Origin of the sequence: Micromonospora trifolii (assembly GCF_022229005.1) — a bacterium.
Taxonomy (GTDB): domain Bacteria; phylum Actinomycetota; class Actinomycetes; order Mycobacteriales; family Micromonosporaceae; genus Micromonospora; species Micromonospora trifolii.
In genome coordinates, this window is record NZ_JAKKFD010000019.1 from 100431 (window position 1) to 115500 (window position 15070).

The window sequence follows — 15070 nt, forward strand, 5'->3', positions numbered from 1 at the left end:
CACGATCGGTCAGCTCTCGGCGGCGAGGAGCTGGTTGACCTTCTCCTCGGCGGTCTTGAGCAGTGCGTCGATGTTCGAGTTCGGGTTGGTCAGCACACCCGACATCGCGGCGTCGAGCACCGCGTAGACGGCCTGGGCGTTGCGCGGCTCACCCTTGATCGGAACCGGGGTCGCCTCGAAGAGCGCGAAGTTCGCCGTGTCGACGTTCGCGTTCGCCTTACGCAGCTCCAGTTCCTGCTTCTGCGCGTCACTGCCGTTGGCGAAGAGCAGCGGCTGGGGCAGACCCACCGGGTAGTTCTGCGGCTTGGCCCGGGCGTAGTCGAACTGGCCCTTGCCCGGGGTGAGCTTCTGGTACGCGATCCACTTCAGACCGGCCTTGACCTGCTCGGGAGTGAGGTCCTTCTTGAAGAAGTAGCCCTCGCCACCACCGAGCGTCCCCTTGGCCGCGCCGTCCTGGCCGGGCAGCGGAGCCATCGCCCAGTCCTGGAACTTGCCCTGGAACTGGCTGACGATCGCCTGGGTGGCGTCCGGCGCGCCGATGAACATGCCGACCTTGCCCGCGCCGGCGTTCGTCAGCAGGTCGCCCCACTGGAGCAGCTGACGGGCGCCCATGCTGTTGTCGCCGTACCGCATGTCCTTGAGGTTCTGCAGGACCTGCTTACCCTGGGCGTTGTTGAAGTCGGCCTTCTTGCCGTCCTCGGTCAGCACCTTGCCGCCCTGCGAGTAGAGCAGGGAGGTGAAGTGCCAGCCACCGGTGTTGCCGGCGCTGTACTCCGAGTAGCCGGCGATGCCGTTGCCGAGAGCGGAGATCTTCTTGGCGGCGGCCCGGACCTCGGCCCAGGTCTTGGGCGGGTTGTTCACGTCCAGCCCAGCCTGCTGGAACAGGGCCTTGTTGTAGACCAGGCCCATCGAGTAGTTCTTCACCGGGACGGCGTAGAGCTTGCCGCCGTCGGTGAAGACCTCCTTGAGCGCCGGGTCGACGCTGTCCCAGGTCGCGATCGCGTCCTTGTTGACCTGCTGACTGATGTCCATCGCCTGACCGGAGTCGAGCACCTGCTGGAGATCGGTCATGTAGCCGTAGAAGACGTCGGTCACGGTGCCGCCGGCGAGGCGGGCGGTGAAGTCCGGCGGGTTGTTGCACTGCTCGCCGACGCTGACGCTCTTGATGGTGATGTCCGGGTTCTGCTTCTGGAACTCGGCGACGTCGTCGTTCCAGTTCTTCAACAGCTCTTTCTGGGCGCCGACCGGCTGGCAGTCGACAGTGATGGTGACCTTGCCGCCGGCGGTCGAGCCCTTGTCGTCGCTCTTCGTGGAGCATGCCGTGAGGCTGAGCCCCAGGCCGGCCACGAGCGCAACCGCCGCAGCCTTTCGGTATTGCGGTACGGACATCTGTCCATCCCTTCGGGAACGGGTGTCTCCAATGACCTTCGCTGATCTGCGGTGATACGACCTGACGCCCAGTAGCTGCGTCGGAGCCAGGTGTGAGTGGAGTCACTGTAGCGAGGCCGACTCATTTCGGCAAGGTATCGACCCTGTTCCGAAAGGACACGACGCGATCACGACAGATGTTGGCAAGCCTCTGAAAGCAGACCGGTTTGCGGACTATTGATGCCTTATGGCCGATCATTCGGCTTGGTCGATGGCGACCGTGGCGGGCAACGACGAAAACGGCCGCCGACCGCGAGAGGCGGTCGACGGCCGAAGCGTCGTTCGGTGTGGTGCCTAGCGGCCGGGGGCGGGAGCGGTGGAACCCCGCACCACCAACTCCGGCTCGAACAGCAGCTCGTCCTGAAGGACGCCGGCACCCTCGATCTGGGTGACCAGCAGATCCACGGCGGCCTGCCCCATCGTCTCGATCGGCTGCCGCACAGTGGTCAACGGCGGGTCGGTGCACGTCATGAACGCGGAGTCGTCGAAACCCACCACCGACACGTCGGCCGGCACCGAACGGCCCAGCCGCCGGGCCGCCCGGATCGTGCCCAGCGCGAGCACGTCGCTGGCGCAGATGATGCCGGTCACGCCCCGCTCGACCAACTTCGTCGCGGCGACCCGCGCACCCTCCATCGAGAAGCTGGAGCGCTCGACGCACTCGGCGTCGCCCTCGTCCCAGCCCGCGGCCTTCATCATCGCGTCGAGCTTGCGCCGCGACGGCACATGCCCCTCCGGGCCGAGCACCATGCCGATCCGTTCGTGCCCGAGCGAGCGCAGGTGCCCGTACGCCTGCTCCACCGCCACCGCGTCGTCAGTGGAGACCCGTGGGAAACCCAGCTCGTCCACACCAGCGTTGACCAGCACGACCGGAAGCCCCCGGTCGGTCAGCCGCCGGTAGTGGTCGTGTTTGGCGTCGGCGAGCGCGTACGAGCCACCGGCGAAGATCACCCCGGAGACCTGGTGGTCGAGGAGCATCTCCACGTAGTCCATCTCGGAAACGCCGCCGATGGTCCGGGCACAGAGCGCCGGGGTGTAGCCGCGCTGGGCGAGAGTGCCGGTGACCACCTCGGCCAACGCCGGGAAGATCGGGTTCTGCAACTCGGGCAGCACCAGCCCGACCAGCCGGGCACGTTCGCCGCGCAGCTTGGTCGGCCGCTCGTAACCGAGCACGTCCAGCGCCGTCAGCACTGCGGTGCGGGTCGCCTCGGAGACCCCGTCGCGGCCGTTGAGCACTCGGCTGACGGTGGCCTCGCTGACGCCCGCCTTCTTGGCAACTTCAGTCAACCGCTTGGTCACGGTCGCAATCGTACGTCACCTGGATGAAAGAAATGAACAGCAATCTGCCCGTCGTTTGCTGGCCGCCTGTCGCATTCTTCCCACACCGACCATTCCGACCCCGCCCCAGGTGGTCTTGATCGACTCGGAATCCTTGATATTGCGGTGCCTCGCGGGGGCGCTGTGGTCTCGGGCAGGACCGGGGGTCAGGACAGGTCGCGGAGGGCGGTTTCGATGGCCCGGTGGAAGGTCGGGTACGCGTAGATCATGTGCCGGAGCTGACTCAGCGGCACCGCCGCGTGCACCGCCACCACCAGCGCGGACAGCACCTCGCCTCCGGCGGGGCCAGCCGAGGTCGCGCCGATCAGCACGCCCTGGTCGGCGTCCGCCACGAGCTTGATGAAACCGTCGTCGCCGACCTGGTGGATCCAGCCTCGGGTCGAGCTGCCGAGTTTGGTGAAACCGACCTGCACGTTGATGCCGCGCTCGCGGGCCTGCTGCTCGGTGAGCCCGACCGCGCCGATCTCGGGATCGGTGAAGGTCACCCGGGGCAGCGCGCGATAGTCGGCACGCGGGACGGTGCCGGCCGACCCGCTCGATCCGCTGGCGGCCAGCGAACTGGACGCGCCCATCGCTCCGCCGACCACGCTGGAGGTGCCGCTGGCGTCCGCCCCCGCCTTCGCCTGCCGGGCGCGGGCCAGGATGTCGGCGATCACGATCCCCGCCTGGTACATGGCGATGTGGGTGAAGGCACCCTCACCGGTGATGTCGCCGACCGCCCAGACGTGGTCGGTGACGTGCAGACGGTCGTCGACCGGGAGGTAACGCTGGTTGGCGTCCAGGCCGATGGTGTCCAGGCCCAGTTCGGCGAGGTGGGCCTTGCGCCCGGTCACCACCAGCAGCCGGTCGGCGGTGAACTCCGCTCCGCCGCCGCCGCGCAGTGTGAACCTGGTCCCGTCGTGCTCGACCCGTTCGGCGCGTACCCCCGTGTGGATCTCGACGCCGTCGGCGCGCAGCGCCGCTGCGGCGACCTCGGACGCCTCGGGTTCCTCGATGGCCAGCACCCGGTCGAGCGCCTCGACCACGGTGACCCGGACCCCGAAGCGGGCGAAGACCTGCGCCAACTCCAGGCCGATCGCGCCGCCGCCGAGCACGAGCAGCGACTCCGGCAGCTCCTCGACCTCGATCGCCTGGTGGTTGGTCCAGTACGGCGTGTCGGCCAGGCCGTCGATGGGCGGCACCGACGGACGGGTACCGGTGCCCAGCACCACCCCGTGCCGGGCCTCGAACACCTGGTCACCGACGCGAACCCGGCGCGGACCGTCGAGCCGGCCGCTGCCTCGCACGAGCCGGCCGCCCTTGCCGACGAACCGTTCCGCCGCGACAGTGTCGTCCCAGGTGTCGGTGGCTTCCTCGCGGATCCGCTTCGCCACCGGCGCCCAGTCCGGCTGGACCTGCGCCGTCCCGGCGAGCCCGTCGACCCGGCGAGCCTCGGCGAGCGCGTTGGCGGCTCTGATCATCATCTTGCTCGGGATGCAGCCCCAGTACGGGCACTCCCCGCCGACGAGATCCCGTTCGACGCCGACGACGTTCAGGCCGGCCTCGGCAAGTCGCTCGGCCACCTCCTCGCCGCCGACCCCGAGCCCGACCACGACCACATCCACCAGCTCCGGCTCCGCCACACCGAACAGCATCCCCCAGCGACACCACCCCAACCACCGGGGTCGGCGGAAAAGTCGGCACGCGCACCGGCCCGGACGCCTACCGTGGCCGGATGCACGCACGCTTCGCTCCGGTCCGGGACTGCTTCCACGACCTGTTCGCCTCGGGCCGGGAAACCGGCGCGGCCCTGACCATCTGGTACGACGGGCGACCTGTCGTGGACCTGGTCGGCGGCTCCCGCAGCGGCCACGGGCCGGGCGGCGAGCCGTGGCTGCCGGACACCCTGGTGAACGTCTACTCGGTCGGCAAGCCGGTGGCCGCACTCTGCCTGCTGCTGCTCGTCGACCGGGGCACCGTCGATCTCGACGCACCAGTTAACCGGTACTGGCCGGAGTTCCGCACACCCGCCACGGTGCGTCAGGTGTTGTCGCACACCGCCGGGTTGCCGGCCTTTCCGGTGCCCCGACCGGCCACCGCGGTCGCCGACTGGGCGCTGCTCACCGGCGACCTGGCCGCCGCCGACCCCGAGTGGTCGCCGGGCTCGGTCGCCGGGGAACACGCCTGGACGTACGGGCATCTGGTGGGCGAGCTGGTCCGCCGCGTCGACGGACGGTCGGTGGGCAGGTTCCTGGCCGAGGAGATCGCCGACCGGTGGCAGCTCGACCTCGGCTTCGGGCTGAGTGAGGCGGACCAGCTGCGCTGCGCGGACCTGCGGTACGGCGACCCGGGGTGGCCGACCCGGGCGCTCGGTGAGGCGGGCTCGCTGCGGGCGCGGGCGATGGGCAACCCGGCGGGCGGGCTGGACCTGGCCGTGCTGAACAGCCAGCTGTGGCGGGGCGCCGAGATGCCCGCCGTCAACCTGCACGCCACAGCGCCCAGCCTGGCCCGGCTCTACGCCGGTCTGCTGGCCGGTGGTGTCCTGGACGGGGTTCGGCTGTTCAGCCCGGAGCTGGTGGCGGAAACGACCAGGGTCCAGTACGACGGGCCGGACCTGGTGTTGGACCGCGACGCCCACTGGACCCTGGGCATGCAGTGGGAGCCGGACGGCAGCTGGGGCATGGGCGGCATCGGTGGCAGCAGCGCGTGGGCCGACCCCGAGCGCGGCTACACCTTCGCGTACGCCACGGCGCACCTCGCCGAGCACGACCGGGTGGACGAGCTGGTCGAGGCGTTGCACTCGGTGCTCTGATCAGCGCAGCCAGACGGGGTCGGTGCCCGGTACCGAGAGGGGCGGTGGGTAGTCGAGCGTCTGGCGCAGGGCCTCCGGCAGCTTCCACGGTTGGTGGATGGCCTTGCCCTGCACCCCGGCCAGCTCCGGCACCCACCGGCGCACGTAGTCGCCGTCCGGGTCGTACCGTTCGGCCTGCCGGACCGGGTTGAACCCCCGGTAGGGCTTCGTGTCGTTGCCGGTGCCGGCCACCCACTGCCAGTTGCCGGAGTTGTTCGCCACGTCCCCGTCGAGCAGCCAGCGGAAGAAGACCGCCACCCCGGAACGCCAGTCCTGCCCGAGGTGCTTGGTCAGGTAGCCGGCGGTGATCAGCCGGGCCCGGTTGTGCATCCAGCCGAGGGCCCGCAGCTGCCGCATCCCGGCGTCGACGATCGGCATCCCGGTGCGTCCCTCGGCCCAGGCCGCCAACGCATCGTCGTCGTAGCGCCACTGCTCGGTGGCACCCCGCCGGTAAGCCGCTGTCGAGATCTCCGGAAAGGCGGCGGTGACCTGGTAGTAGAAGTCCCGCCAGCACAGCTGCCGGACGAACGGGCCGGACCGGTCCCCGGCGCGGTTCGCCACCGCCAGCGGCGACACGCAGCCGAAGCGCAGGTACGGGCTGAGCCGGGAGGTGTCGTCGCCGGCCATGTCGTCGTGCTGATCGCCGTAGCTCGGCAGGTCGGGCAGCCAGTCGGTGAGCCGCTGCCGGGCGATCCGCTCACCGCCGCTGGCCGCGTCGGGCGAGTCGCCGGCCGGCAGCGCCGGCAGCCGGCCCACGCGTACCCGGTCGGGCAGCGCGGTCCGCCGCGGCGCGGCCAACTCCTCGCGCCACCGGTTGGCCGCCCAGGCCCTGTGGTACGGGCTGAACACCCGGTAGTGGTCACCGCCGCCACCGGGCCGCAACGCGCCCGGCTCGACCACCGTCAGCCCGGGAAACAGTCGCAGGTGCAGCCGGTGCCGCTCGCACTCGGCGCGTAGTCGCCGCTCCCGGCGGACGGCGTAGTGGCTGACATCGGCCGAGAGCGCGACGGCGGTGGCCCCGACCTCGTCGGCCAGCCGGATCGTCTCGGCCACCGGGTCGCCGTGCCTGACCACCAGGTCGCTGTCACGCTCGCGCAGTTGGTCGCGCAGGTCGGCGAGGGCCTGGTGCAGGAAGCGGGTGCGGTTGGCGGAGAGGTCGGTCAGCGCCGGGTCGAGCACGTACAGCGGCACCACCTGGTCGAAGGCCGCACAGGTGGTGGCCAGCGCCGGGTGGTCGTGCACCCGCAGGTCGCGGGTGAACAGCACGATCGCCGTGCTCGCTGTCACCGGCTCTCCGGATGGATCGTCGGCCCGGGGATGACGACCGGGGTACCGGTCGAGCTGAGCAGGGCCCGTGCGGCCACCGCCATCCGTCGCCGCTGCGGCACCAGGGCCCGCCGAACGAAGACGTCGTAGTCCTGCGCGGCCACCTCGTCGAGGATGCCGCCGTAGAGCGCGTACGCGGTGCGCATGCAGGCCTGCGAGGCGGGCGCCAGCATGGTGATGCCCGGTGCGGCGGCGGCGTAGTGCGCCTGGGCGCGGGTCACCTCGTACTCGATCAGCTCGCGGATCCGGGGGGTGACGCGGCCCCGGGCGCGGGCCTCGGCCAACTCCTCGCGGGTGACCCCGAACTTCGCCATGTCCTCGTCCGGCAGGTAGGTGCGGCCCCGGTCGAGGTCCTCGGCGACGTCCCGGATGAAGTTGGTGAGCTGGAAGGCGAAGCCGAGCTGACGGGCCGGCTCCCGGGCCGTCACCGGGTCGGAGCTGCCCAGGATCGGCAGCATCATGGTGCCGATGACCGCCGCCGAGCCCTCCATGTAGTCGAGCAGGTGGTCGTAGGTCGGGTACGCGGTGACGGTCAGATCCATCGCCATGCTCTTCAGAAACGACGCAAAGTCGTCCCGGTCGAGATCGAAGACGGCGATCGTGTGCAGCACTGCCGGCAACAGCGGGTCGTCGACCGGCGCACCGTGCAGACCTGCCACGAACTGGCTGGCCCAGTGGTCCAGCAGGGCGGCCCGCTCGGCCGGCGGCAGGTCCTCGGTGCGATCGACGATCTCGTCCGCGTACCGGGTGAACCCGTAGAGGGCGTGCACATGTCGTCGTTTCCAAGCGGGGAGCAGGCGGGTGGCGAGATAGTAGGTGCGGCCGTGGCGTTTGTGCAGCTCACGGCACCGGTCATAGGCAGCGGTGAGATCAGTTTCCACCGGCCCTCCTCCATTATCGACGCACCAATCGACGCAACTCGTAGCCTAGGGTACGCTCAGCCGCATGGCCAACGACGCAGTTGCGGGCAACGTGACCCGCGTGGCGCCGACAGGGCCGGGGGACGGGGACGATCCAGTCCGCGCCGTTCTGGCCGCTTATACCCACGATCTGGTCACTGCAGTCGACGAGACCCTGGACACCTTCCTCACCGCCGAGGTCGACACCCTCAGGGACATCGACGCGTCGATGGGCAGCTTCGCCGCCACCGCGCGGGAGGCCGTCCTGACCGGCGGCAAGCGGATCCGCTCCACGTTCGCCTACTGGGGATGGCGCGGGGCCGTCGGTGGCACCGCGGCGCTGCCACCCGTGCTGCCCGCGCTGGCCGCGCTGGAGCTGCTGCACACCTTCGCGCTGGTGCACGACGACGTGATGGATGCGTCCACCACCCGTCGCGGCCGGCCCACCGCGCACGTCGCGCTCGCCGAACAGCACATCGCCGCCGGCCACCGAGGTGATCCCGGCCGGTTCGGTGAGGCCGTCGCCGTGCTCATCGGCGACCTCTGCATGGTCTGGGCCGACCAGTTGCTGGCCCACGCCTCGGTGCCGTCGACGCGACTCTTCGAGGTGCGTCGCTGCTACGACCAGATGCGGGTCGAGACGGTCGCCGGGCAATATCTCGACGTGCTCGGCGAGAACGACCCGGGCAGTTGGTCGGTCGACCGGGCACTACGGGTGGCCCGCTACAAGACCGCCAGCTACACCGTCCAGCGACCACTGCTCTTCGGTGCCTGCCTGGCCGGGGTGCCTGCCGACGACCCGCTGGTCACCGCGTACACCCGCTATGGCCTGGCTGTCGGCGAAGCGTTCCAGCTCCGCGACGACCTGCTCGGCGTCTACGGCGACCCGGCGGCCACCGGCAAGCCGGCCGGGGACGACCTCCGCACCGGCAAGCCGACCACGCTGCTCATGCTGGCCCGTGAGCTGGCCACACCGGCCCAGCTCACGGCGTTGGAGCGAGCCGCCGACGGATCGGTCGACACGCTCGCCGCGCTGGTCGCCGAGACCGGTGCGGTGACCCGAGTGGAACAGATGATCGCCGAGCGGGTCAGCGACGCGCTGGCCGCGCTCGACGCCGCACCCGTGGACCAGACGGCGCGGACCGCGCTGACCGGGCTGGCCACCGCCGCTGCCAACCGGCGGGCCTGATGAGCGACTTGAGCGAGGAGGTGGTCACGTGCGGACGGTGACAGGACGGACGGACCGGGTGGTGGTCGTCGGGGCCGGGCTGGGCGGGCTCGCCTGCGCGCTGCACCTGGCCGGCAGCGGTCGACAGGTGACAGTGCTGGAGCGCGAGCCGGTGCCCGGCGGGCGGGCCGGACGCCTCGGCGTGGACGGCTACGAGTTCGACACCGGCCCGACAGTGCTCACCATGCCCGACCTGATCGCCGAGGCGCTCGGCGCGGTCGGCGAGGAGCTGCACGACTGGCTGGACCTGACCCCGCTCGATCCCGCCTACCGGGCGTACTACCCGGACGGCTCGACCCTCGACGTGCTCACCGACACCACCCGGATGGCGGCCGAGATCTCCCGGGTCTGCGGGCCCCGGGAGGCCGACGGCTACCTGCGGTTCGTCGAGTACGCGCGGGAGCTGTGGCGGCTGGAGCGCACCGACTTCATCGAGCGCAACCTGGACGCGCCGACCGACCTGATCACCGGCAACCTGCTCAAGCTGCTCAGCGGCGGGGCCTTCCGGCGCCTCCAGACGAAGATCAACCAGTTCTTCCGGGACCCGCGTACCCAGCGCATCTTCTCCTTCCAGGCGATGTACGCCGGCCTCGCGCCGCACGACGCGCTGGCCATCTACGCGGTCATCGCGTACCTCGACTCGGTGGCCGGGGTCTACTTCCCGCGCGGTGGCATCCACGCGGTCTCCAGGGCGATGGCCGGCGCTGCCGAGAAGCACGGAGTGCAGATCCGGTACGACACCACAGTGACCCGGGTGGAGACCGTTAACGGCCGCGCCACCGGCGTGCTCACCGCCGACGGCGACCTGGTGCCGGCGGACGTGGTGGTGCTCAACCCCGACCTGCCGGTCGCCTACCGGGACCTGCTCCCCGCCGCGCCGCAGCGCCGGCTCACCTACTCGCCCTCCTGCGTCGTTCTGCACGTCGGCTCCCGACAGGCCTATGCGAAGATCGCCCATCACAACATCCATTTCGGACGCGCGTGGAAGGGCACCTTCGATGAGGTCATCCGACGGGGTGAGCTGATGACCGATCCGTCGCTGCTGGTGACCAACCCGAGCCGGACCGACTCCGCGGTGGCCCCGCCGGACCGACACACCTACTACGTGCTCGCTCCGGTGCCCAACCTGCACCGGGCGCCGTTCGAGTGGCGCGGCGACCTGACCCAGCGCTACACCGACCAGCTGATCGGCACCCTGGAGGAGCGCGGCTACGTCGGCTTCGGCGCCGGGGTGGAGGTGATCCGGGCGATCACCCCCGCCGAGTGGGAGGAGCAGGGGATGGCCGCCGGCACCCCGTTCGCCGCCGCGCACACGCTCTTCCAGACCGGCCCGTTCCGCCCGTCCAACCTGCACCGCGACCTGTCGAACGTGGTCTTCGTCGGCTCCGGGACCCAACCCGGCGTCGGCGTGCCGATGGTGCTCATCTCCGGCAAGCTCGCCGCCGGCCGGATCACCGGAGAAGGTCGATGACCAGCCGTGAGAAGCACCTCGTCGAACTGGTCGACGAGACCGGCACGGCCCACGGCGAGACGACAGTGGCGGCCGCGCACCAACCACCGGGGCAGCTGCACCGGGCCTTCTCGGTGTTGCTGGTGAACCCGGACGGTCAGGTGCTGCTCCAGCGCCGAGCCGCCGTGAAGACCCGGTTCCCGCTGCGCTGGGCCAACTCGTGCTGCGGTCACCCCCAGCCTGGGGAGTCGCTCGCCGAGGCGGCCAACCGACGGTTGGGCGAGGAGTTGGGCGCGGGCCCGGTTGAGTTGACCGAGGTCGGCGTCTACGTCTACTACGCCGAGGACCCGGCGACCGGTCGGGTCGAGTTCGAGTACGACCACGTACTGCGAGGCGAGTTCCTGCCCAGCGCTCCGCTACTGCCCGACCCGGACGAGGTGGCCGAACTGCGGTGGGCCGACCCCACCGCGCTGGAGGCCGAGTTGAAGATCGACCCCCGGTCGTACGCGCCCTGGCTGGGCGGGGTGGTGAACCAGCTGCTACGCCCCTCGGAATCCCGGTCAGGCGCAACCAGCCCGGCCATGACGCCGCCAGGATCGTCGGCGGATGACACGGCGGAGCGGTCGGGTGGTCGATGAGGCGCTGAGCGCGGGCGCTGTCGCACGTCGGTTGGGGGTCGCGGTGACCACCCTCCGCACCTGGCACCAGCGCTACGGGCTCGGGCCCAGCGAACACATCCCCGGTCACCACCGCCGGTACACACCCACCGACCTGGCCCGCCTCGAGATCATGCGACGACTCACCGCCGAGGGGGTGAGCCCCGCCGAGGCGGCACGGTGGGCCCGCCAGTCACCGGACCCGACGCCCAACGGCACCGTCGCCCCCGCCCGGATCCACCCGACCGGCCGTGACGGCGGCGGCTCCATCCCGGTCGGCCGCGCCGGCCCGGCGGCCCGCGGGCTGGCCCGGGCCGCCATGCGACTGGACGCGGCGGCGATCAGCGAGACGATCGCGCACGCCCTGGCCGCCGGCGGGGTCGTCGCCACCTGGGAGGGCCTGCTACGCCCGGTGCTCGCCGGCATCGGCGAACGCCACGCCGCCACCGCCGGCCTGATCGAGGTGGAACACCTTATGTCCCGCTGCGTCTCGGAGGCGCTCGCGGCCGCCAGTCGGGCCAACGTCCCCACCGGGCCGGCCCGGATCCTGCTCTCCTGCGCCGACGAGGAACAGCACACCCTGCCGCTGGAGGCGTTGGCGGCAGCTCTCGCGGAGGCCGGTGTCAGCTACCGGATGCTCGGCGCCCGGGTGCCGGTGGCCGCTCTCGTCGAGGCTGTCAACCGGACCGGACCGGCCGCCGTGGTGCTCTGGTCGCACACCCGGGCCACCGCCGACCCGACCCAACTCGGCGCGCTGCTCGCCGCCCCCCGACGCCCGTTGCTGGTGCTCGCCGCCGGCCCCGGCTGGCGAGCCGACACGCTGCCCGCCGGGGTGGTGCGGCCGGTCGACCTGGCCGAGGCGGTCTCGCTCTCCGCCGCCGTCCGCGACTCCCTGGACCAGTCGAGGCGTGATTGATCGCACTGTCGCCGGATCGCGGCGTGAACTACCGTCGGGCGGGTCCGCCTACCCCGACCCTCCGGGAGCGAGCAGATGCAAGCCCGCGCCATCCTGGCGTCCGTCCTCGCCGTGGCGCTGGTCCTTTCCGGCTGTGCCCAGCCGGAACGCACCATCGCACCTGCCGGCGCTCCACGGCCGGTGGAATCGACCACGCCGCCCACCCCGACACCGCACCCCAGCGTCACCAAGCCGGCCAAGCCGCCACTGCGGCCGCTGCCGGCCAAGCTCCCCTCCGGCCTGGGGCGCAACACCGGCGTACGCCCGGTGGCCCTGACGTTCGACGACGGGCCCAGCCCGGCCTGGACACCCAAGGTGCTCGACCAGCTGAAGGCCGCCAAGGTGACAGCGACCTTCTGCGTCGTCGGTCGCGAGGTGCAGCGTCACCCGGAGTTGGTCCGTCGGATCGTCCGGGAAGGACATCAGCTCTGCAACCACAGCTGGCGCCACGACCTCGATCTTGCCCGTCGACCTGTCGGCGAGATCCGGGCCGACCTGGACCGCACCAACAAAGCCATCCGGAAGGCCGCTCCCGGCGCGAAGGTGTCGTTCTACCGGCAGCCGGGCGGCCGGTGGACGTCGGAGGTGCTCGGAGTGGCCAAGGACCTCGGCATGCGTCCGCTGCACTGGTCGGTCGACCCGCAGGACTGGGACAAGCCGACCGCGGCCACGATCGGCAAGCGCGTCCACGCCGCCACCCGGCCCGGTGCGATCGTTCTCCTGCACGACGGAGGCGGTAATCGGGCCGCGACACTCGCCGCATGCCCGAAGTTGATCGCCGACCTGAAGCAGCGCTTCGGCATCACCCGACTCCGCTAGAACCGCTCTGACCTGCGGTTATGACCCGTCCCAAACCCTTGCCCATACCGATTTTGTCGACCGGCGGAGCATCACGTATGCTTTCCAAGCCTCCGGCGGGGCCGGATGGGAGCAAGTCCGCTTGAAGTTGCGAATGTGCAATGATGGCGGGGCCGCCCTCATCGTCTAGCGGCCCAGGACGCCGCCCTTTCAAGGCGGTAGCACGGGTTCGAATCCCGTTGGGGGCACGACCGGCGCAAGCCGGAGCAAGGCACGACCGGCGCAAGCCGGAGCAAGGCACGACCGGCGCAAGCCGGAGCAATACAAGCTAGGTCCTGTGGAGCAGTTGGAGTGCTCGCCGCCCTGTCAAGGCGGAGGTCGCGGGTTCAAGTCCCGTCAGGACCGCAGCGCTGACGCCGCGCCTCGCGCGGCGTTCTGCGTATCGGAGCAGGTCGCCTTGCCGCCGGTTCGTCCGGTTGCCGGGTAACATGAGCCGAGCGACACGGCCAGGTAGCTCAGTTGGTACGAGCGTCCGACTGAAAATCGGAAGGTCGGCGGTTCGACCCCGCCCCTGGCCACATAGCCTTTCGCCGGGCTACAGAGGTCCCCACCAGCGGAAACGCAGGTGGGGATCTTGCTGTTTCCGGCGCTTGGAGCCAACGAGCAGCCCCACGGACCGCATGATCGACTCGACTTCCCTGATGTCGGGGTATCCCAGCGCTCGCGACACCGCGATTTCAAGGAAACCGAGTCGATCACGCTGACGCACGATGGCCCTGATGTCGGCGGCTGCGGCTGCGCGGCGGACAGTGACGCACGACGGCGCGGCGTCAGTGGTCGCGACGGCCCGGCGGGCGGTGCTGCGCCACACTGCCCTGAATCGCCTCCCACACGCTGCGTCCGGCCTCTCGCAGCGTCTCCCCCGCCTGCTCGGCGAGTTGCGCCGCGCTCTGGGCTGCGCTCTGCGCCGCGCCCGGCAGACCACCGTGGCCGTGCCCGGACGGGTTCGGGCCGGGCCCAGCCGATCGACCGGGCTGGTTCGCGGTCTCCCCTCCCGCCGGTCCCTCGGGGCGCTGCTGGTCCCGGCCTGCCCCTCCCGGGCGCTTCCCGTCACCCGAGCCTTCGGGATGCTTCTCCTCGTCGTGACGCGGCCCCTCGTGCCGCTGGCCTCCCGGGCGGTTGCCACCTGGCGCGCCGACCTCAGGCCCTCGGCCCTGCGGCTGCCGTCCATCTGGCTGCCGTCCCTGAGGATGCTGGCCCTGCGCATCCGGACCCTCAGGACGCCGACCCTCCGGCTGCGGGCCCGACGGGTGCGCCTGGTCAGCTGACCCCGGGCCGCCAGCCCGCGCCCCGGGTCCTCCAGCACCTCGGTCCGAGCCGACCGGGCCCGCCCCGGACCGACCCCCATCCGGCCGGCCAGGGCCCGGCCGATCGGGGCCCGGCCGATCGGGGCCCGGCCGATCGGGGCCCGGCCGATCGGGGCCCGGTAGACCTGGATCCGGTCGATCGGAAGCCAGTCGGTCGCGGTCGGCCACCGGGCTGGCCGCGCTCACCTGGCGGCCCGGCTCGTCGCGTACGCCGTCCGAGCGTCGAGTCGATGCCTTGATCTCCGCTGCGCCCGCGGCCAACTGCTGGGCGCTGCGGTTCACGTCGTCGAAGGCGGTGCCGGCCGTGCGTGCGAGCGCCTCGATGATGTGTGGGTTGTGGTCGAGCGTGTCGAGCGCGCGTCCCAGGATTCTGGTCAGCTGCTCCAACCGCACCCGCAGCTGCGCCTCGGCGTTCACCCCGTCGATGTTCAACTCGCCGCTGTTGAGGTGCACGCGTACGCCGGCGTCGACCTGGAGCAGGTTGGCCACCCGGGCCCGCAGCGACAGGTCGGCCTCCAGACCGTCGACCGCCAGCCGGATGGAGTCGACGGAGACCTTCGGAATGTCGAGCAGGACGTCCGGGTTCCCGCTGTCGACGTTCCGGTCCGGCTCCCGCTGCTGCCCGCTGTCGCCCATGCTCTCCCGCCCCACCTGCACACCGGCCCGGTCGTCCGAGCCGTTGGGCGCGGTTACCCGCTTTCCGGCGGGCCATCCCGTCCGTGACGACTCGACGACCCTCTGTCTGGAACCGGGCACCGCGCGAAGCTGCACACCGAGGCATCAGCCGGTATGGTC

12 protein-coding genes and 3 tRNA genes are annotated in these 15070 nt (G+C 71.1%); 9 read left to right on the forward strand and 6 right to left on the reverse strand.

The features are described 5' to 3' along the window. Positions 1–9: 9 nt before the first annotated feature. From NIE79_RS12640 to NIE79_RS12650, 3 genes are all read right to left on the reverse strand, one after another. Complete coding sequence (locus NIE79_RS12640) at positions 10–1389, reverse strand: ABC transporter substrate-binding protein (protein ID WP_238678727.1); 1380 nt, start codon at positions 1387–1389, stop codon at positions 10–12. A 333-nt stretch (positions 1390–1722) separates the two neighbouring features. Beyond that, on the reverse strand, positions 1723–2727 hold the full coding sequence (locus tag NIE79_RS12645; RefSeq protein ID WP_112586239.1) for a LacI family DNA-binding transcriptional regulator: 1005 nt from the start codon (positions 2725–2727) through the stop codon (positions 1723–1725). 185 nt (positions 2728–2912) lie between these two features. Continuing rightward, positions 2913–4388 carry a dihydrolipoyl dehydrogenase family protein gene (locus tag NIE79_RS12650; protein WP_238678728.1) on the reverse strand — a complete coding sequence of 492 codons (1476 nt, stop codon included), beginning with the start codon at positions 4386–4388 and terminating at the stop codon, positions 2913–2915. 92 nt (positions 4389–4480) lie between these two features. On the opposite strand from NIE79_RS12650, the gene NIE79_RS12655 reads away from it, so the two are divergent. Beyond that, a complete protein-coding gene (locus tag NIE79_RS12655) occupies positions 4481–5557 on the forward strand; it encodes a serine hydrolase domain-containing protein (protein WP_238678729.1) in 1077 nt (358 codons plus the stop codon). Here NIE79_RS12655 and NIE79_RS12660 read toward each other — a convergent pair whose 3' ends face one another. Both NIE79_RS12660 and NIE79_RS12665 read right to left on the reverse strand, forming a co-directional pair. After that, entirely contained in the window at positions 5558–6883 is a 1326-nt protein-coding gene (locus tag NIE79_RS12660; protein ID WP_238678730.1) for a cryptochrome/photolyase family protein, read from the reverse strand. After that, complete coding sequence (locus tag NIE79_RS12665; RefSeq protein ID WP_238678731.1) at positions 6880–7803, reverse strand: phytoene/squalene synthase family protein; 924 nt, start codon at positions 7801–7803, stop codon at positions 6880–6882. Before NIE79_RS12665 ends, NIE79_RS12660 begins: the two co-directional genes overlap by 4 nt. 64 nt (positions 7804–7867) lie before the next feature. Between NIE79_RS12665 and NIE79_RS12670 the strand changes: the two genes are divergently transcribed. The 8 genes from NIE79_RS12670 to NIE79_RS12705 all read left to right on the forward strand — a co-directional run bounded on the left by NIE79_RS12670 (position 7868) and on the right by NIE79_RS12705 (position 13486). Continuing rightward, positions 7868–9010, forward strand: a complete 1143-nt coding sequence (locus tag NIE79_RS12670) for a polyprenyl synthetase family protein (RefSeq protein WP_238678732.1) — start codon at positions 7868–7870, stop codon at positions 9008–9010. Between the two features lie 28 nt (positions 9011–9038). Further along, positions 9039–10520, forward strand: a complete 1482-nt coding sequence (gene crtI, locus NIE79_RS12675) for a phytoene desaturase family protein (RefSeq protein ID WP_238678733.1) — start codon at positions 9039–9041, stop codon at positions 10518–10520. Continuing rightward, positions 10517–11137, forward strand: a complete 621-nt coding sequence (gene idi, locus NIE79_RS12680) for an isopentenyl-diphosphate Delta-isomerase (protein WP_238678734.1) — start codon at positions 10517–10519, stop codon at positions 11135–11137. Before crtI ends, idi begins: the two co-directional genes overlap by 4 nt. After that, positions 11127–12071 (forward strand): MerR family transcriptional regulator, encoded by a 945-nt coding sequence (locus NIE79_RS12685; RefSeq protein ID WP_238678787.1) that lies wholly within the window; start codon positions 11127–11129, stop codon positions 12069–12071. The genes idi and NIE79_RS12685 overlap by 11 nt, the downstream gene beginning before the upstream one ends. Positions 12072–12146: 75 nt before the next feature. Next, on the forward strand, positions 12147–12929 hold the full coding sequence (locus NIE79_RS12690) for a polysaccharide deacetylase family protein (RefSeq protein WP_238678735.1): 783 nt from the start codon (positions 12147–12149) through the stop codon (positions 12927–12929). A 154-nt stretch (positions 12930–13083) separates the two neighbouring features. Further along, positions 13084–13156: transfer RNA gene (locus NIE79_RS12695), tRNA-Glu, on the forward strand. Positions 13157–13239: 83 nt separating this feature from the next. Continuing rightward, positions 13240–13313 (forward strand) — tRNA-Asp (locus NIE79_RS12700). Between the two features lie 99 nt (positions 13314–13412). Continuing rightward, a tRNA-Phe gene (locus tag NIE79_RS12705) sits at positions 13413–13486 on the forward strand. Between the two features lie 252 nt (positions 13487–13738). Here the strand turns inward: NIE79_RS12705 and NIE79_RS12710 are convergent. After that, entirely contained in the window at positions 13739–15031 is a 1293-nt protein-coding gene (locus NIE79_RS12710; RefSeq protein WP_238678736.1) for a hypothetical protein, read from the reverse strand. Between the last annotated feature and the right edge of the window lie 39 nt (positions 15032–15070).